The organism is Sulfurospirillum sp. (genome assembly GCF_036802865.1).
Lineage (GTDB): Bacteria > Campylobacterota > Campylobacteria > Campylobacterales > Sulfurospirillaceae > Sulfurospirillum.
Window position 1 is genome coordinate 365,422 of the sequence record NZ_DAIRVK010000001.1, and the last position, 19,276, is coordinate 384,697.

The following is a 19,276-nucleotide window of genomic DNA, read 5'->3' on the forward strand; positions in this document are numbered from 1 at the left end:
AGGAGAAGTAATGCAAGCAAATATGGAAGTGGTTCAAAGAGCAATAGTCCTCGCAGAAACGTGGCAAAATAGGGCAAGTGAGTTGGTCAGTGATTTTGATAGAAAATTCCACATAAAAATGAACAAGATGCTCAGCAATCCAAAAGATAAAGTCTTTTTGATTGAGTTAATGGACCAAAGTTTTAGAAGTAAAAATCCCACGCGTGTTGCAAACCAAATTGAGTATCTTTTTGCAAAATACGAAATGGCATCATTTTTCACAACTTCGGAGCGTTTTTTAGTCTTTTTATTTTTAAATGCAGGTATTTATTTACCTCAAATTTCGATTCCACTCTTTGTAAGTAACATACGAGAAGATACAAAAACGGTTGTACTTAAAGGCGAAGATGAGCCATTTAATGCACATCTTGTAAAACGAAAAAGTGAAGGAACGAGGGTCAACATTAACCTCATTGGTGAAGTGGTTCTAGGAGAAGAAGAGGCGGAAGAACGCACCCAGAAGTATCTTAAAGTACTTGAAAACCCCAATGTGGATTATATTTCTATTAAAATCTCGACACTCTTTTCTCAAATCAATGCTTTAGCGTATGATGAGACAGTTGCAGAATTAATCAAACGTTTGAGTCGCATTTATGCGCAAGCTAAAAAGTACAGTTTTACCAATGCAAAAGGTGAACAAGAGAACAAGTTTATCAATCTTGATATGGAAGAGTACCGCGATTTAGCGCTTACTTTTAGCGCCTTTACCCAAACACTGGATCTTCCAGAGTTTCAAGATTTTCGTGCGGGCATTGTACTTCAAGCGTATCTGCCAGACTCGCACCTATGGCAACAAAAGCTTGTCGCATGGGCTAAAAAGCGTGTTGAGAATGGCGGTGTACCCGTTAAGATGCGCCTTGTTAAAGGTGCCAATATGGAGATGGAAGAGACGGAAGCAGGACTTCGCCATTGGGAAATGGTCACCTATACGCAAAAAATTGACACCGATAGCAATTACAAAGTCATGGGTGAATTTGCATTAAGGGCTGAAAATGCAAAGTATGTGAACATCGGTATGGCGTCACATAATCTTTTTGAATTGGCGTATGGCTATGAGCTTTCTAAAGAGTATGGAACAACGCAGTACTTTAGTATGGAGATGCTAGAAGGTATGAGCGAATCCGCACGACTTGCCATTAAACAGATCAGTGGCGAAGTCATTTTATACGCACCCATCGCTAAAAAAGAGCAGTTTACCAATGCCATTGCTTATCTGGTGAGACGTCTTGATGAAAACACGGGTGTGGAGAATTTTATTCGCTACTCATTTGGGCTAAAAGTTGGAACACCTGCATGGGAAACTCAAAAGCAAAAATTCATTGACTCTTTTGAAAATGCTCAACATATTTTTATAGGTTCAAAACGCAAACAAAACAGACTTACAGAGCAATGGGAACATTACGAAGGAGGGAGTTTCTTTAGCGGAAAGTATCATGGTGAAGCTGACACTGACTTTATCTTACCAGCAAATAAAGAATGGGCGAACAACATTTGCACCAAATGGAAGAAAAAAGCAGGCGAAACACTTGAAATTGTACCTGTCGTTGTGGGTGGTGAAGCGATTGTCGAGCGTGAAGTCAAAGAAGTCATCGATAAATCACAACTTAAAGAGGGTGTGATATGCGGTAAATATGCATCAGCAACCAAAGAAGATTTAGAACGTGCCGTCGAGATAGCCGCAGAAGATAGAGATGGCTGGAGAACGCTGAGTGTCAGTGAGCGCCAAAAGATTCTTTGTCAGGTTGCCAATCAGGTACGTTCAAAAAGAGCCGATCTTATCGGTGTTGCCGCAGCAGAAGTAGGCAAGGTATTTAGTGAAACTGACGTAGAAGTCAGTGAAGCTATCGACTTTTTGGAATTTTATGGTCATAGTGCACGTTATTTTGAGGACTATAAAAACCTGAGCGCTAAAGGCAAAGGTGTGGGTGTGGTAACACCTCCTTGGAACTTTCCAATAGCCATTCCTGTAGGAGGCATCAGTGCGGCTTTAGCAGCAGGTAACTGTGTTATTATCAAACCAGCCAGTGTTGCCGCTTTATGTGCGTATGAGTTATGTAAATGCTTTTGGGATGCAGGAGTAAGTAAAAATACCCTTCAATTTGTGCCATGTTCTGGAAGTTTGGCAGGTGAGTATTTGGTGAAAAATGAAAAAGTTGACTTTGTCATTTTAACAGGCGGTGAAGAAACGGCTTATAAAATGTTAGAAACTCGCCCCAATCTTTTCTTAAGCGCCGAAACAGGCGGTAAAGATGCGACCATCGTGACTGCGATGAGCGATCGTGATCAAGCCATTAAAAATGTAATTCATTCTGCTTTTTCCAATAGCGGTCAAAAATGCTCGGCCACTTCGCTTTTAGTTCTAGAAGAGGAGGTTTACAACGATCCTCACTTTAAAAAAGGACTGATTGATACAGCAAAAAGCCTTAATGTAGGCTCTGTATGGGATTTTACGAATCGTCTTGGAACCCTTGCAAATCCTGTTAACGGTGCACTTAAACATGCCCTTGAAAATCTTGAATCAGGCGAGAGCTGGGCATTAGCTCCTTCGTTTGTGGATGGCAATGAGTACATGCTAAGGCCGTGCATCAAATGGGGTGTAAAAGAGGGAAGTTTCTGCCATATGAACGAGCTTTTTGGTCCAGTACTCTCCGTGATGTGCGCAAAAGATTTGAAACACGCTATAGAGATAGTCAATGCCACAGGTTATGGTTTGACTTCAGGTATAGAGTCGTTGGATGAGCGTGAAGTAGCGTACTGGAAAAAACACCTTAAAGCGGGAAATCTCTACATCAATCGTGGCACAACAGGCGCGATTGTCCTTCGTCAACCTTTTGGTGGACTTGGCAAATCAGCGGTGGGAACAGGTCGAAAAGCGGGTATTCACAACTACATCACACAGTTTATGGACTTTGCGGATGTGGCAGAGCCTACTATTAATCACTCTGTACAGCATTCATTTGTTCATCTCATTCATGGTTGGGTTGATAGTTGCCATAAGGGTGCACATTCAGGCTTTAAAACTGACTTTGACAAACTTTCCTTAGCAGTGGGAAGTTATCTTGAAAATTATGCCCAAACCTTTAGTCAAGAGAAAGACTTTGTCAAAGTACGAGGCGAGGATAATCTGTTCAAATATCTTCCTTTGTCTAAAATAGCACTTCGTATCACTAAAGACGATGGACTTTTTGAGGTGATGAGTCGTGTTATGGCAGCGCGCATTGCGCAAACCTCTTTACATGTGAGTATTGAGCTTAGCGCTGAAAGCAGTGTTATTTCATTCTTTTATGAAAATCAAGGGGTGTTGTTAGGCAAAAATGACACGATCGAGCGTGAAGATGAAGCCAAATTTGTGCAGTGTTTTGAAAGTGTTGATAAAATCTTCTATGCCAATGAGGCGTGCATATCACCATTTGTGTATGAAGAAGTGTCTAAAAAAGCAAAGTGTATCGTAAGAAGTAAGTCACTGATGGAAGGACGTGTAGAGTTGTTGCATTTCTTTAATGAGCAGAGTATTTCACACAGTTATCATCGTTACGGCAATCTTGGAGCACGTGGAATTAAAAAATAGAAGAGTAGGAAGGGGCAGAAATGCCCCTTGTGGTTATTTAAGTTTTTCGATAATCGTTTGATTGAGTTCAATAGTCTCTTTATTTTTAGCGATATTTTCTTGATTCTTAGCAATATTTTGCTTATTTTTATCAATTTCTTCACGGTTAAGCTCGATAAGCCTTGTGAGTTCATCTACTCTTCGTTCATACTTATTGATAAGATAATAGATGACGTAAACTAATATACCAATTACTATCCATTGTAAAACATCCATGAGCTTTTCCTTTATTCAATTTGGTGATATTGTACACTTTTAATTCAAATCAATCAATAATATCAAAGACATATTCGCGCTTGAGTTTTTGCTCTAAAATTTCGCTAATACGAAGCCCTTTAAAACAAATTTTCCCAAGATCATTTTCATTAGAAGGTTGTTGAATAGCAATTTCACGCAAAACTTCTCCACGGTAAGCTTTTGCAAAATGGCTGACCACTTTGCCTTTCTTGAGAAACTTCATAGTAAGGTAAGGACGTTTAAGCGTATAGAACTTTTCATAAAAACCTGCACGTAAGTCTAAAATGGTTTCATTTTCTAAAAATGAAGTGATCGCATCACTAAAGTGTTCTTTATAAAAAAGCTCTGTTTTAAATCCAGATAAACTTTCACCTTGTTGGAGTTTATAATCAGGAATGAAATCACGAGCCAAAAGAGGACCAAAGAGGTTTGAAAAGATCATAACATTATTTTCAATGTATATTCGTGCACTCTCATCGAGAGTTTCAAAACTAAGATGATCGTATGCTATGCCGCTATATCGCTGAATTGATTTACATGTTAAAGAAGAAAAAATATTTTTCTCTGCTTGTAGCGTTACTTTTTGTTCATCTTTAAGACCAAAAAGTTGTTGCAATTGAGATAAATCCCCTTTATCTAAAAGCGTTTGGTATTGATTTAAGACAGAAATACGTTTTTCATATAAATATGGAAACACAAAGCTGTTTTCATGGATGACTTGGTCTGTGTTTAGAGCCCTCTTTGTTTCGCTAGGAGAGAATAAAATTTTCATAATAACCCTTTGTTTGCAAACGTAAGAAAACATTTTAGCCAAGATCCAATTGAAATCTCCAAAAAAGTATTGACTTTGTAAATCTTTTGAGATATAATTTCACCTCACAATCAAGGATGCTGGTGTAGCTCAGTTGGTAGAGCAACTGCCTTGTAAGCAGTAGGTCGGCGGTTCGATTCCGTTCACCAGCTCCATTTTGTTTGTGAAAGACAGTGTTTGACCAGCAATGAAATATGGTAAAAATACGGTGAGATACTCAAGTGGCCAACGAGGGCAGACTGTAAATCTGCTGACTATGTCTTCGAAGGTTCGAATCCTTCTCTCACCACCATTGCGGGAGTAGCTCAGTTGGCTAGAGCATTAGCCTTCCAAGCTGGGGGTCGCGGGTTCGAGTCCCGTCTCCCGCTCCAAGATTTTATAAGCAAACTGGGAGCTGTTGAATTTCTTCTGCTTTAGGGCGCTACAGATCAAGTTCAGTAGTCTTACCTTTCTTCCTTAATAAAATCAAATTATTATTATTGTTACGGTACAATTTGGTCCACCCTTTTGTAGTCGGCTCATATGGCTCAGGGGTAGAGCACTTCCTTGGTAAGGAAGAGGTCGAGGGTTCAAGTCCCTCTATGAGCTCCATCACTCAAAAAGTTTTTAATAACTTTGACAAATTGAAATGTATTAAAAAAACAAACTCATTACGGAGGAAAAAATGGCAAAAGAAAAGTTCTCTAGAACCAAGCCACACGTTAACATTGGAACCATCGGTCACGTTGATCATGGTAAAACTACGCTTACAGCTGCTATCTCAGCAGTTTTAGCAACTAAAGGTCTTTGTGAATTTAAAGATTACGATGGTATTGATAACGCTCCTGAAGAAAGAGAACGTGGTATTACTATTGCAACTTCACACATTGAGTATGAAACAGAAAATCGTCACTACGCTCACGTAGACTGTCCAGGTCACGCGGATTACGTTAAAAATATGATTACTGGTGCTGCTCAAATGGATGGCGCTATTCTTGTTGTTTCTGCAGCAGATGGTCCTATGCCACAAACTCGTGAGCACATCCTTCTTTCTCGCCAAGTAGGCGTTCCATACATCGTTGTTTTCATGAACAAAGCTGATATGGTTGATGATGAAGAACTTCTTGAGCTTGTTGAAATGGAAATTCGTGAACTTCTTAGTTCATATGACTTCCCAGGTGATGATACTCCAATCGTTTCTGGTTCAGCACTTAAAGCACTTGAAGAAGCGAAAGCTGGTACGGTTGGCGCATGGGGTGAGAAAGTTCTTGCTCTTATGGCAGCAGTCGATGCTTATATCCCAGATCCAGTTCGTGAAACCGATAAAGACTTCTTGATGCCAATCGAAGACGTATTTTCAATCTCAGGTCGTGGTACCGTTGTTACTGGTAAAATCGACAGAGGTGCTGTTAAAATCGGTGAGACTATTGAAATCGTAGGTATCAAAGATACAAAAACTACAACTGTAACTGGTGTTGAAATGTTCCGTAAAGAAATGGAACGTGGTGAAGCTGGTGATAACTGTGGTATCTTGTTACGTGGTATCAAAAAAGAAGAAGTTGAGCGCGGTATGGTTCTTTGTAAACCAAAATCAATCACTCCACATACTCAATTTGAAGCAGAAATTTATGTTCTTTCAAAAGAAGAGGGTGGTAGACATACTCCATTCTTTAATAACTATAGACCACAATTCTACGTTCGTACAACAGACGTAACAGGTTCTATTTCATTGCCAGAAGGTACTGAGATGGTTATGCCTGGTGATAACGTAAAAATCAATGTAACACTTATTGCGCCTATCGCTCTTGAAGAGGGTACTCGTTTTGCAATCCGTGAGGGTGGTAGAACTGTTGGTGCGGGTGTTGTTGCAACAATCATCAAGTAATTTTAACATGTAAAAGGGATTTCCCTTTTACATGTAATCAAGTTAAGGAAATATTATGACCGTTAAAATCGGACTAAAGTGTTCAGAATGTGGTGACATTAATTACACTACAACTAAAAACAGCAAGACAGTTACTGAAAAAGTTGAACTTAGCAAGTATTGTCCAAGACTGAAAAAACACACTATTCACAAAGAAGTGAAATTAAAAAGTTAAGTCTCTAAACAGACTTAACTTTATCATGTAGGGCAGTAGCTCCAACGGTAGAGCGTCGGTCTCCAAAACCGCAGGTTGTGGGTTCGAGTCCCTCCTGCCCTGCCACTAGTCGAGGTAATACAATGGAAAAATTAAGAGCTTATTATCATCATTCTAAAGCTGAATTGTCAAAGGTTATTTTCCCGATTAAAGAACAGATTCGAAATGCTTTCATCTCTGTTTTTGTCGTAGTAACCGTGATTTCACTCTTTTTGGCGCTGATTGATGCTATTATGTCTTTTTCTTTATCTTCTTTAATTTAAGGAGAGGGAATGGCACATAGATGGTATGCAATTCAAACCTATGCAGGTAGCGAGCAAGCAGTCAAAAAAGGAATCATTACTCTTGTCAATGATCATGGTATTGCTGACAAGTTAGAACAAATCGTTGTTCCAACAGAAGATGTAATTGAAGTTAAGAATGGTAAGAAAAAGATTAGTGAGCGAAGTCTTTATCCTGGTTATGCATTTGCAAAACTGGATTTAGATACAGCACTCTGGCATCTTATTCAATCGTTGCCAAAAGTCGGAAGATTCATCGGTGAAGCAAAAAAGCCTACACCTTTGAGTGAAAAAGATATTGCATTGATTTTAGAGAAAGCGGAGAAAAAAGGTGCGCCTAAGCCAAAAATCTTCTTCGAAAATGGTGAAAGTGTTAGGATTACAGAAGGTCCTTTCGCAAACTTCACAGGTTCAGTTGAAGAATATGATATGGTTCATGGCAAACTCACACTCAATGTTTCAATCTTCGGTAGAAGTACCCCTGTTGAGATTCTTTATTCTCAAGTTGAAAAAATAGTTTAAGCGTAAAGGAAAAGAAATGGCAAAAAAAGTCATTGGCGAAATTAAATTGCAAATTGAAGCTGCTAAAGCTAACCCATCACCTCCAGTTGGACCAGCACTTGGTCAACGTGGTGTTAACATTATGGAGTTTTGTAAAGCATTTAACGAAAGAACAAAAGAGATGGCAGGTTTTAGAATTCCTGTTGTTATCACTGTTTATGCTGACAAAAGTTTTACATTTGTTACAAAACAACCACCTGCTACTGATCTTATTAAAAAAGCAGTCGGTCTTAAAAGTGGTTCAAGTAACCCTTTGAAAAATAAAGTTGGTACACTTAACAAAGCTCAAATTCTTGAGATTGTTGAGAAAAAAATTGCTGATCTTAATACATCAGATAAAGAAGCAGCTGCAAAAATTATTGCAGGAAGTGCTAGAAGTATTGGTATTAACGTCGTCGATTAATAATAACCCTTTACCGCTAGGGTCTATAAAGGCGGAAGCAAAATTATGCGGAGATAAAGAATGGCAAAGAAAGTAAATAAAAGATTTCAAGAACTTTTGAAAAAAGTTGATAAAGAAAAAAAATATTCTGTAGCTGAAGCACTTAGTAACATCAAAAATTTAGCGTCTGCAAAATTTGATGAAACAATTGAGGTAGCACTTAAACTTAACGTTGATCCAAGACATGCTGATCAAATGGTAAGAGGTTCTGTTGTTCTTCCAGCGGGTACTGGTAAAACAGTTCGTGTTGCGGTTATTGCTAAAGATGAAAAAGCAGATGAAGCAAGAGCTGCTGGTGCAGATATTGTTGGTAGTGATGATTTGATTGAAGAGATTCAAGCGGGTCGTATTAACTTTGATGTTTTGATTGCAACTCCAAACATGATGGGTTTAGTGGGTAAAGTTGGTCGTATTCTTGGACCAAAAGGTATTATGCCAAATCCAAAAACAGGTACTGTAACTATGGATGTTGCTAAAGCTGTTGAAAACAACAAGGGTGGTCAAGTAAACTTCCGTGTTGACAAACAAGGAAATATTCACGCGGGTGTTGGTAAAATTAGCTTCACATCTGAGCAAATCAGAGAGAACTTTGAAGCATTTATCAAAGCGGTGAATAAACACAAACCTGCTGCTTCAAAAGGTAAATATATTAAAAGTGCTGCATTGTCACTTACAATGAGCCCATCTATGAACCTTGAAAATCAAGAATTAATCGATCTTAGATAATAAAAATATTTATACACTCTCATTAAATTATGAGAGTGTGTGCCTGAGAATTTTAGTCATAAAGCAATGCTTTTTGACATAGTCGTGTAAGTACTTAATCTTTGATTGGAGAGAGTAGAGGCGTAAGCTTAATTTTGAGATAACTCAATCTCTACTTGAAATCACCAGTTGGAAAGGAGAAAAATTGACAAGAAAAGAGAAATCTGAATTTATTAGTTCTCTAACTGAAGAGTTCAAATCTTCCGACGGTTTAATCGTTTGTGACTATAAAGGTCTTAATGTTAAAGCGATCGAAGCACTTAGAAACAGTGCTAGACCAGAAGCTGTTAGTGTTAAAGTTATCAAGAATACTTTAGCATCAATCGCTATGAAAAACGCTGGTATCGAAGGACTTGAACTTAAAGACACCAACATTTTTGTTTGGGGCGCTGATCAGTTAGCTGTTACTAAGATTGCAGCTACATTCGCTAAAACAAATCCAAATTTTGTAATTAAATCTGGTTTTGCTGGTGGTATTGTGGTTGATGCTGCTAAAGTTGAAGCACTTTCTAAAATGCCATCACGTAATGAGCTTATTGGAATGCTTCTATCAACTTGGATGGCACCAATTACAAACTTTACCATTGGTCTTGATGCACTTCGTGCTAAAAAACAAGAGTCTGAATAGAACATATCTGTAAGGCTCTAGCTTTACATGTTAAGGTGCAAGAGTAAGACTCTTGTAAAATTATTATAACTATAAAATAATCAGGAGATTTGAAATGGCAATTTCAAAACAAGACGTATTAGAGTATATTTCAGGTCTTAGTGTACTTGAATTGAGTGAATTAGTAAAAGATTTCGAAGAAAAATTTGGTGTATCTGCTGCACCTGTAATGATGGCTGGCGCTGGCGCTGCTGTTGCTGCAGAGGCTGTTGAAGAGAAAACTGAGTTTGATGTTATTCTTAAAGATGGTGGCGAGAAAAAAATCAACGCTATTAAAGTTGTTAGAGAAATTACAGGTCTTGGTCTTAAAGAGGCAAAAGACGCTGTTGAAGGCGCTCCTACAACTGTTAAAGAGGGTGTATCTAAGCAACTTGCTGAAGAGATCAAAAAGAAACTTGAAGAAGCTGGCGCTGTCGCTGAAATCAAGTAATTTTATTACTTTAAGAGAAGCCTTTGGCTTCTCTTTTAAAACTTTTTCCCTGGAAATTAATTATTAGTCGTTACAACGTCTATCAATCGATAGATGAACCCACTGCCCTTTTCAAACAACTACACGAGGTAGACTCATGTTAAATAGCCTAAAATCTGGAAATCGCTTACGAGTTGATTTTTCCAAAGTCCCAAAAAAAATTGATGTACCAAATCTACTCCAACTTCAACAAAAGAGTTACGAACAGTTTTTAAATGTTGAAAATCTCAAAGAAGAGAGCGGTGTAGAGAAGGTTTTTAAATCTATTTTTCCCATTCATGATCCCCAAAATAGACTTACTTTAGAATATATTGGATCAGAAGTAGGTAAACCTAGATATACTGTCCGCGAATGTATGGAACGTGGACTTACATATTCTGTCAGCTTAAAAATGAACATTCGTCTTATCCTTTGGGATAAAGATGAAAAATCCGGTGAAAAAACGGGTGTAAAAGATATTAAAGAACAAGCAATTTTTATCCGTGAAATTCCATTGATGACTGAACGAACTTCTTTTATCATTAATGGTGTTGAAAGAGTTGTTGTTAATCAGCTTCACAGAAGTCCTGGTGTTATCTTCAAAGAAGAAGAAAGCCCTACGGTTGCGAACAAACTGATTTACAATGCTCAAATTATTCCTGATCGTGGTTCGTGGTTATACTTTGAGTATGATGCTAAAGACACACTTTTTGTTAGAATTAATAAACGCAGAAAAGTTCCTATTACGATTCTTTTTAGAGCACTTGGATACAGCAAACAAGATATCTTAAAACTTTTTTACCCTGTGCTTAACATTATGATTCGTGAGAATAAGTTCCTAATTGAATTCTCAGCAGATAATTTCTTGGGTCGTGTTGATTTTGACCTTAAAGATGAGCATGGTAACCTTCTTTTAGCAGCAGGCAAACGTCTTGCTCGTAAAAAAGCAGAAAAATTTATTGAAGATGGTATTAAGTTTATCGAATATCCTGTTGAAATTTTGGTTAATCGTTTCCTTTCTTCTCCAATTATTGACAGAGAGAGTGGCGAAGTACTTTACGATACCCTTGCACAACTTGATGAAGGTAAATTGGCTAAAATTATTGAGCAAAAATGCGAAACAATTGAGATTGCTAATGATCTTGCAAGTGGCGTAGATGATGCAATTATTAACTCATTTATTGCTGATAATGAAACACTCAAGTTACTTCGTCAAACTGAAAGTATTGAAGATGAGAATGACTTAGCAGCTATTCGTATCTATAAAGTCATGAGACCAGGTGAACCAGTAACTAAAGAAGCAGCAAAAACATTTGTTAAAGACCTTTTCTTCAATTCAGAAAGATATGATTTAACCAAAGTTGGTCGTATGAAAATGAACCATAAACTGGGACTAACCGTACCAGAATATGTGACTATTATGACCAGCGAAGATATTATCAAAACAGCAAAATATCTCATCAAAGTTAAAAATGGTCAAGGTCATATTGACGATCGTGATCACTTGGGTAACAGAAGAATTAGAGCGATTGGTGAGCTTTTGGCAAATGAGCTTCATTCTGGTTTGATTAAAATGCAAAAAGCAATTCGTGATAAATTTACAGCCCTTAGTGGAAGCGTAGAAGAGTTAATGCCACATGATTTAATTAACTCTAAAATGATTACTTCTGCCATTGCAGAGTTTTTCTCTAGTGGACAATTATCACAATTTATGGATCAAACCAATCCACTCAGTGAAATTACGCATAAAAGAAGACTTTCCGCACTTGGTGAAGGTGGTCTTGTAAAAGAACGCGCTGGCTTTGAAGTACGTGACGTTCACCCAACGCACTACGGAAGAATTTGTCCAGTTGAAACGCCAGAGGGACAAAATATTGGTCTAATCAATACCCTTTCTATGTATGCAAAGGTTAATGATCTAGGTTTTGTTGAAGCACCATATCGTAAAGTTGAGAATGCAACCATTACAGATGAAATCATTTATATTACTGCTACGCAAGAAGAGGGATTAGTTATTGCGCCTGCAAGTACAAAAATCAATGAAAACAATGAAATTGTTGAAGATTTGATTGAAGTTAGAATTGATGGTGAGACCGTATTGATTGAAAAGGAGAAAGTTGATTTAATTGACCTTTCTTCTATGATGATTGCTGGTGTTGCAGCTTCCTTAATTCCATTCTTGGAGCATGACGATGCGAACCGTGCATTGATGGGTTCAAACATGCAACGTCAAGCAGTGCCTCTTGTTAAATCAGATGCACCAATTGTAGGAACCGGTGTTGAGAAAATTGCCGCTCGTGACTCATGGGAAGCTATTAAAGCAAAACGTGCGGGTGTAGTTGAAAAAGTAGATAACAAAAATGTTTACATTCTAGGCGAAGATGAAGGTGGTGCATTTATTGACCATTACGCACTTCAAAAAAATCTTAGAACGAACCAAAATACAACCTTTACACAAAAAGTAATCGTCAGACGTGGTGATATGGTTGAGGCAGGTGGTGTGATTGCCGATGGTCCAAGTATGGATCAAGGCGAACTTGCTATTGGTAAGAATGCTATGGTTGCATTTATGCCATGGAATGGTTATAACTACGAAGATGCGATTGTAATTTCAGAGCGTATGATTCGTGAAGATGCCTTTACCAGTGTTCATATCTATGAAAAAGAGATTGAAGCACGTGAACTTAAAGACGGTGTGGAAGAGATTACTAAAGATATTCCAAACGTCAAAGAAGAAGAGTTAGCACATCTCGATGATAGCGGTATTGTTAAAGTAGGTACTTACGTCTCACCAGGTATGATCTTGGTTGGTAAAGTTTCTCCAAAAGGTGAAGTAAAACCAACACCTGAAGAGAGATTGTTGCGTGCAATTTTCGGCGAAAAAGCAGGACATGTTGTCAATAAATCACTTTATGCGACACCTTCATTAGAAGGTATTGTTGTGGATGTTAAAATCTTTACGAAAAAAGGTTATGACAAAGATCCACGTGCAGTTCAAGCCTATGAGCAAGAAAAAGAGATTTTGGACCGCGAACATCATGATAAACTCTTGATGTTGGATCGTGAAGAGATGTTACGTATTAATGCGTTGCTTCTTAAAAATCCATTGCAAGAAGATCAAGAAATTAGCAAAACTAGCTACAAAAAAGGTACTTTTATCAAAGCGGAAGATCTTCACAATGTGAATCGTTTTTCAATCAATTCGATTGTAAAAGCCTTCTCAAATGAGATTCAAGATGACTATAAAGATCTTAAAGTGTACTTCCAAAATGAGAAGAAAAAACTCAAAGAAGAGCATGATGAGAAACTGAACATCATTGAGAAAGATGATATTTTACCAAGCGGTGTTGTTAAGCTCGTTAAAGTTTATGTTGCAACAAAACGTAAGCTAAAAGTGGGTGATAAAATGGCAGGACGTCACGGAAATAAAGGTATCGTTTCGAATATCGTTCGTGAAGTTGATATGCCTTACCTTAAAAACGGCGAGATTGTCGATATCGTTCTTAATCCACTGGGCGTTCCAAGTCGTATGAACATTGGGCAAATTCTTGAGGTTCACTTAGGACTTGTTGGTAAACGCTTAGGTAATCAAATTGAAGAAATTTTCAAAGAGAAGCAAGGTGATTGGATTAAGGCACTTCGTGAAAAAATGATCAGTATTTCTGATGTTGCAAAACTAATGGATGCAAAGAATTTTATTGACAAAATAGATGATGAACAACTATTGATTTTTGCAAGAGATTGGAGCAAAGGTGTTAAATTTGCAAGTCCAATTTTTGAAGGTGTCAATGTTGAAGAGTTTGAAAGACTCTTTGAAATGGCAAAAATAGATATGGACGGTAAAACTGACTTATACGATGGTATGACCGGTCAAAAAATGCACGAACGCGTTAACGTGGGTTACATGTACATGTTAAAACTTCACCACTTAGTTGATGAAAAAGTGCATGCACGTAGTACAGGACCATACTCACTTGTCACACAACAGCCGGTAGGTGGTAAAGCACTCTTTGGTGGTCAAAGATTTGGTGAGATGGAGGTTTGGGCACTTGAGGCATACGGTGCTGCTCATACCCTAAGAGAAATGTTAACAGTCAAATCAGACGACGTTGAAGGCAGAATCCTAGCGTACAAAGCACTCACTAGAGGCGAAAATGTACCACAAACGGGAATCCCTGAAACATTCTATGTATTAACAAACGAGTTGAAGTCTTTGGCTTTAGATGTTGAGATTTATGACGAGGTGGAAGAAGATGAAACGACTAGAACCAATTGAGATTCACGAAGAGAGTAGACCAAGGGATTTTAAAGCATTTCAATTAAGACTTGCAAGTCCTGAGAAGATCCGCTCATGGAGTTATGGTGAGGTCAAAAAGCCAGAAACCATTAACTATCGTACGCTCAAACCTGAGCGTGATGGCCTTTTTTGTGCAAAAATCTTTGGACCCGTTAGAGATTATGAATGTCTATGCGGAAAATACAAAAAGATGCGTTATAAAGGCATCAAATGCGAGAAATGTGGTGTTGAAGTAACCAGCACAAAAGTGAGACGTTCACGTATGGGACACATCGAGTTAGTAACTCCTGTGGCACATATCTGGTATGTTAACTCACTCCCAAGCCGTGTGGGAACACTGCTTGGTGTTAAAATGAAAGACCTTGAGCGTGTATTGTATTATGAAGCATACATTGTTGAATATGCAGGGGATGCTTTCTATGATGCTGAAAACAAAAATAAAGTTGTAGCGTACGATGTTCTTAATGAAGAGCAATATCAATCATTACAACAACGTTTTGGTGATACAGGTTTTGTGGCTAAAATGGGTGGTGAGGTTATTCGTGATTTATTAGCGAGTATTGACCTTGTTGAAGTTCTTAGTCAGTTAAAAGAAGATATTAATCAAACCAGTTCAGAAGCAAAGAAAAAAACGATTATTAAACGTCTTAAAGTTGTTGAAGCATTTTTACACAGTGGCAATCGCCCTGAGTGGATGATGATCACAATGCTTCCTGTTCTTCCACCAGATCTAAGACCACTTGTGGCACTTGATGGCGGAAAATTTGCAGTTAGCGACGTGAACGATTTATATCGTCGTGTTATCAACAGAAATGCTCGTTTGAAACGTTTGATGGAGCTTGACGCGCCTGAGATTATTATTCGCAACGAAAAAAGAATGCTTCAAGAAGCTGTTGATGCGTTATTTGATAATGGTCGTAGAGCCAATGCGGTTAAAGGTGCTAACAAGCGTCCTTTAAAATCGCTTTCAGAGATCATTAAAGGTAAACAAGGACGTTTCCGTCAAAACCTTCTTGGTAAAAGGGTTGACTTCTCTGGTCGTTCAGTAATCGTTGTTGGACCAAACTTGAGAATGGATCAATGTGGTCTTCCAAAACAGATGGCATTAGAGCTTTTCAAACCGCATTTGTTAGCGCGTCTTGAAGAAAAAGGTTACGCTACAACGGTCAAACAAGCGAAGAAAATGATTGATAGTAAAACCAATGAAGTATGGGAATGTCTCGCTGAAGTGGTTAAAGGTCATCCGGTTATGTTAAACCGTGCGCCTACACTTCACAAACTCTCTATTCAGGCGTTTCACCCTGTTTTGATTGATGGAAAAGCGATTCGTTTGCATCCTCTTGTTTGTTCTGCATTCAACGCGGACTTCGACGGCGATCAAATGGCGGTTCACGTTCCTCTTTCACAAGAAGCAATTGCTGAGTGTAAGATTTTGATGCTTAGTTCTATGAACATCTTGCTTCCAGCTTCTGGTAAAGCGGTAACGGTTCCAACACAAGATATGGTCTTGGGTCTTTACTACTTAACCTTAGAGAAGCCAAATGCCAAAGGAAGTAATAAAATTTTTGCAAATATCAATGAAGTGCATATTGCGATTGATGCAGGATTTTTAGATATTCATGCAAAAATTAAGACACGTATTAACGATAGAGTTCTCTTTACCACAGCAGGTCGTTTGATTTTAAAATCAATCTTGCCAGATTTTGTTCCAGAAGAGCAATGGAATAAAATTTTGAAAAAGAAAAATATCGGTGCTTTGGTTGATTACATTTTTAAAGAGGGTGGTATTGGTATCACTGCAGGATTTTTGGATAATCTTAAAAATCTTGGTTTTAAATATGCAACACAAGCTGGAATTTCAGTCTCTATTGATGATATTCGCGTCCCTGATACCAAAGTTAAAAAGATTAAAGAAGCAAAGAAAAAAGTACGTGAGATTCAAAAACAGTTCAGTTCTGGTTTATTAACAGAGCAAGAGCGTTATAACAAAATTATTGATATTTGGACCGACACAAACAATGATGTAGCTTCTGAGATGATGAAGCTTACAGAGAGCCATAAAGGTGGATTTAACTCTATTTATATGATGGCAGATTCTGGAGCGCGTGGTTCTGCTGCTCAGATCCGACAGCTAGCCGGTATGAGGGGTCTTATGGCGAAACCTGATGGAAGTATTATTGAAACACCAATTATTTCAAACTTCCGTGAAGGTCTAAACGTCCTTGAGTACTTTATTTCAACGCACGGTGCGCGTAAAGGTCTTGCGGATACCGCTCTTAAAACAGCGAATGCGGGTTACTTGACACGTAAACTTATCGACGTTGCACAAAACGTAAAAGTTACCATGGATGATTGTGGTACACACGAAGGTGTTGAAATCACAGAAATCAGCGAGAGTGGTGAGCTTGTAGAGTCATTATATGAGCGTGCAACAGGACGTGTCTTGGCTGAGGATGTTATTGATACGATTACCAATGAAGTACTCTTTACTGAGGGAACACTCATTGATGAGAAGAGCGCACAAGCCCTTAAAGAGGCAAGTATTAAGTCGGTTGTTATTCGTACACCGATTACATGTAAAGCTAAAAAAGGTGTCTGTGCTAAATGTTATGGTACTAACTTGGCAGAGGGCACATTGGTTCGTCCAGGTGAAGCGGTTGGTATTATTTCAGCGCAATCCATTGGTGAGCCAGGAACTCAGTTGACACTTCGTACATTCCACATCGGTGGTACGGCATCAACAGAATCTCAAGATCGTCAAGTTATTGCTCAAAAAGAGGGTTTTATCCGTTACTACAATGTCAAAACATATGTAACTAAAGAGGGTAAAAACATCGTTGCTAACCGTAGAAATGCGGCAGTCTTACTTGTTGAACCAAAGATCAAAGCACCGTTTAAAGGTACAATAGAGATCGATACAGCTCACGAAGAGACGGCAATTACACTGACAGGTGCAGGCGAAAATATTCGTTATACACTTCGTAAAAGTGACTTTGCAAAGCCAAATGAGCTTGCAGGTGTTAGTGGTAAAATTGAGGGTAAATTCTATATTCCTTACGTAAGTGGTGACGTGGTTGAAATGAATGAGAGCATCGTAGAGGTTATTAAAGAGGGTTGGAACGTTCCAAGCCGTATTCCGTATGCGAGTGAGCTCAAAGTTAAAAATGGTGATCCAATCATTCAAAAAATTCATGCAGATGCTAAAGGTATTGTCAAATACTATAAACTTCGTGGGGATTATTTAGAGAGAATTCATGAAATTGTAAAAGGTCATATCGTTAAAGAAAAAGGTATTTTTGCCGTTATCGCTGATGATGATGATCGAGAAGCAATTCGTCACTATATTCCACGTGATTCAATTATTGATGTGAATGATAATAGCGTGGCAGAGTCAAAAACGCTTCTTGCTTATCCATCAACCAGTGAGCAAATTACGATTGCTGAGTGGGATCCGTATTCAACTCCAATTATTGCCGAAGATGCGGGTACCATTACATTTGAAGACATTGAACCAGGTATCAGTGCGACGGAACAATTTGATGATATGACAGGACAAAGTAGACTTGTTATCAACGAATATCTTCCAAGTGGCATGAAACCAACGATTATTATTGCGAATAAAAATGGTGAGATCGTTAAATACCAATTAGAGCCAAAAACAGCGATCTTCGTTCAAAATGGCGTGACCGTTGGTTTGGCAGATCTTATCGGTAGAACACCTAAAGCGATTGCAAAATCGAAAGATATTACCGGGGGTCTTCCACGTATTAGTGAACTTTTTGAAGCACGTCGTCCTAAAAATGCTACTGTCATTGCAGAGATTGATGGAACGATTCGTTTTGGTAAGCCACTACGTTCAAAAGAGCGTATTATCATTGAAGCAAATGATGGTACAAGCGTCGAGTATTTGGTTGATCGTAATACACAAATTCACGTTCAATCAGGTGAGTTTGTACATGCGGGTGAGAGACTTACTGATGGTGTTATTTCAAGTCATGATATTTTACGTATTATGGGTGAGAAAGCACTTCACTATTATCTTATCAGTGAGATTCAGCAAGTTTACCGTGGTCAAGGCGTTGCGATTAACGATAAACACATTGAGGTCATCGTGTCTCAAATGTTACGTCAAATTCGTATCGTTGATAGTGGTGATACGAAATTTATCATGGGTGATTTGATTAGCCGTCGACGTTTTAGAGAAGAAAATGAAGCGGTTATGAAAATGGGTGGAGAACCAGCTATTGCTGAGCCAACACTTCTGGGTGTTACGCGTGCAGCGATCGGTAGTGATAGTGTTATCTCCGCAGCTTCGTTCCAAGAGACAACCAAAGTTCTTACTGAAGCGAGTATTGCAGGTAAGATGGATATGCTTGAAGATCTTAAAGAAAATGTTATTTTAGGACGCATGATTCCAGTTGGAACCGGTCTTTATCAAAACAAAAGTTTTAATCTAGAGTTAAACCCAAGTAGAGGTTAAGTTAAGGTTCCCTTAACTTAACCTTTTTTTAAGCTATTTTTAAATAAAATTAGCACCTATTTTTTACAAAATAAAGGAAATAATGTGCCAACCATTAACCAACTCGTCAGAAATGAGAGAAAAAAGGTGATTAAAAAATCAAAATCACCTGCACTTGATAAGTGCCCTCAAAGAAGAGGCGTTTGTACAAGAGTTTATACTACAACTCCTAAGAAACCAAACTCTGCTTTGAGAAAAGTTGCCAAAGTCAAATTGACCAGCGGTTTTGAAGTCATTAGCTACATCGGTGGCGAGGGACACAACCTACAAGAACACTCCATTGTATTGGTACGTGGCGGTAGGGTAAAAGATTTACCAGGTGTTAAGTACCATATCGTACGTGGTGCGCTTGATACTTCAGGTGTTGCAAAAAGAACGGTGTCTAGAAGTAAATACGGTACAAAAAGACCAAAAGCTAAATAAATTTAACAGCAGGTGATGTCCATTGATTTGACATCATTTGAGTAAAATTTTTAAAAAATTTG

The 19,276-nt window shown here is 38.3% G+C and carries 14 protein-coding genes and 5 tRNA genes; 17 read left to right on the forward strand and 2 right to left on the reverse strand.

Translation table 11 applies throughout. The annotated features are described in order from the left end of the window. Positions 1–10: 10 nt before the first annotated feature. Entirely contained in the window at positions 11–3,607 is a 3,597-nt protein-coding gene (locus V7Q04_RS01885) for a bifunctional proline dehydrogenase/L-glutamate gamma-semialdehyde dehydrogenase (protein WP_333803228.1), read from the forward strand. Positions 3,608–3,640: 33 nt separating this feature from the next. Here V7Q04_RS01885 and V7Q04_RS01890 read toward each other — a convergent pair whose 3' ends face one another. Both V7Q04_RS01890 and V7Q04_RS01895 read right to left on the reverse strand, forming a co-directional pair. Then, a complete protein-coding gene (locus tag V7Q04_RS01890) occupies positions 3,641–3,862 on the reverse strand; it encodes a hypothetical protein (RefSeq protein ID WP_333803229.1) in 222 nt (73 codons plus the stop codon). A gap of 49 nt (positions 3,863–3,911) precedes the next feature. Continuing rightward, a complete protein-coding gene (locus V7Q04_RS01895) occupies positions 3,912–4,655 on the reverse strand; it encodes a YaaA family protein (protein ID WP_333803230.1) in 744 nt (247 codons plus the stop codon). A 118-nt stretch (positions 4,656–4,773) separates the two neighbouring features. Here V7Q04_RS01895 and V7Q04_RS01900 point away from each other — a divergent pair. From V7Q04_RS01900 to rpsL, 16 genes are all read left to right on the forward strand, one after another. After that, positions 4,774–4,849, forward strand: a tRNA-Thr gene (locus V7Q04_RS01900). A 52-nt stretch (positions 4,850–4,901) separates the two neighbouring features. Then, positions 4,902–4,986: transfer RNA gene (locus V7Q04_RS01905), tRNA-Tyr, on the forward strand. A 2-nt stretch (positions 4,987–4,988) separates the two neighbouring features. Further along, a tRNA-Gly gene (locus V7Q04_RS01910) sits at positions 4,989–5,065 on the forward strand. A 145-nt stretch (positions 5,066–5,210) separates the two neighbouring features. After that, positions 5,211–5,285 (forward strand) — tRNA-Thr (locus V7Q04_RS01915). A 73-nt stretch (positions 5,286–5,358) separates the two neighbouring features. Further along, positions 5,359–6,558 carry an elongation factor Tu gene (gene tuf / locus V7Q04_RS01920; protein ID WP_333803231.1) on the forward strand — a complete coding sequence of 400 codons (1,200 nt, stop codon included), beginning with the start codon at positions 5,359–5,361 and terminating at the stop codon, positions 6,556–6,558. 55 nt (positions 6,559–6,613) lie between these two features. Then, the gene (rpmG, locus tag V7Q04_RS01925; protein WP_333803232.1) at positions 6,614–6,772 is read left to right on the forward strand and encodes a 50S ribosomal protein L33; all 159 of its coding nucleotides are present in this window, start codon (positions 6,614–6,616) and stop codon (positions 6,770–6,772) included. 29 nt (positions 6,773–6,801) lie between these two features. Next, positions 6,802–6,877: transfer RNA gene (locus V7Q04_RS01930), tRNA-Trp, on the forward strand. Between the two features lie 17 nt (positions 6,878–6,894). After that, complete coding sequence (gene secE / locus V7Q04_RS01935) at positions 6,895–7,074, forward strand: preprotein translocase subunit SecE (protein ID WP_041956442.1); 180 nt, start codon at positions 6,895–6,897, stop codon at positions 7,072–7,074. Positions 7,075–7,083: 9 nt separating this feature from the next. Continuing rightward, positions 7,084–7,614, forward strand: coding sequence for a transcription termination/antitermination protein NusG (gene nusG / locus V7Q04_RS01940; protein ID WP_041956444.1), 531 nt, complete (start codon positions 7,084–7,086; stop codon positions 7,612–7,614). A gap of 16 nt (positions 7,615–7,630) precedes the next feature. Next, positions 7,631–8,056 carry a 50S ribosomal protein L11 gene (gene rplK, locus V7Q04_RS01945; protein ID WP_333803233.1) on the forward strand — a complete coding sequence of 142 codons (426 nt, stop codon included), beginning with the start codon at positions 7,631–7,633 and terminating at the stop codon, positions 8,054–8,056. Between the two features lie 60 nt (positions 8,057–8,116). Then, the gene (rplA, locus tag V7Q04_RS01950) at positions 8,117–8,821 is read left to right on the forward strand and encodes a 50S ribosomal protein L1 (protein WP_333803234.1); all 705 of its coding nucleotides are present in this window, start codon (positions 8,117–8,119) and stop codon (positions 8,819–8,821) included. Positions 8,822–9,005: 184 nt separating this feature from the next. After that, positions 9,006–9,488 (forward strand): 50S ribosomal protein L10, encoded by a 483-nt coding sequence (gene rplJ / locus V7Q04_RS01955; RefSeq protein ID WP_333803235.1) that lies wholly within the window; start codon positions 9,006–9,008, stop codon positions 9,486–9,488. A 94-nt stretch (positions 9,489–9,582) separates the two neighbouring features. Then, the gene (gene rplL, locus V7Q04_RS01960) at positions 9,583–9,957 is read left to right on the forward strand and encodes a 50S ribosomal protein L7/L12 (protein ID WP_333803236.1); all 375 of its coding nucleotides are present in this window, start codon (positions 9,583–9,585) and stop codon (positions 9,955–9,957) included. A 136-nt stretch (positions 9,958–10,093) separates the two neighbouring features. Further along, a complete protein-coding gene (rpoB, locus tag V7Q04_RS01965; protein WP_333803237.1) occupies positions 10,094–14,251 on the forward strand; it encodes a DNA-directed RNA polymerase subunit beta in 4,158 nt (1,385 codons plus the stop codon). Next, entirely contained in the window at positions 14,229–18,752 is a 4,524-nt protein-coding gene (gene rpoC / locus V7Q04_RS01970) for a DNA-directed RNA polymerase subunit beta' (protein ID WP_333803238.1), read from the forward strand. Before rpoB ends, rpoC begins: the two co-directional genes overlap by 23 nt. 84 nt (positions 18,753–18,836) lie before the next feature. Next, positions 18,837–19,214, forward strand: a complete 378-nt coding sequence (gene rpsL / locus V7Q04_RS01975) for a 30S ribosomal protein S12 (RefSeq protein WP_012856158.1) — start codon at positions 18,837–18,839, stop codon at positions 19,212–19,214. Positions 19,215–19,276: the final 62 nt, after the last annotated feature.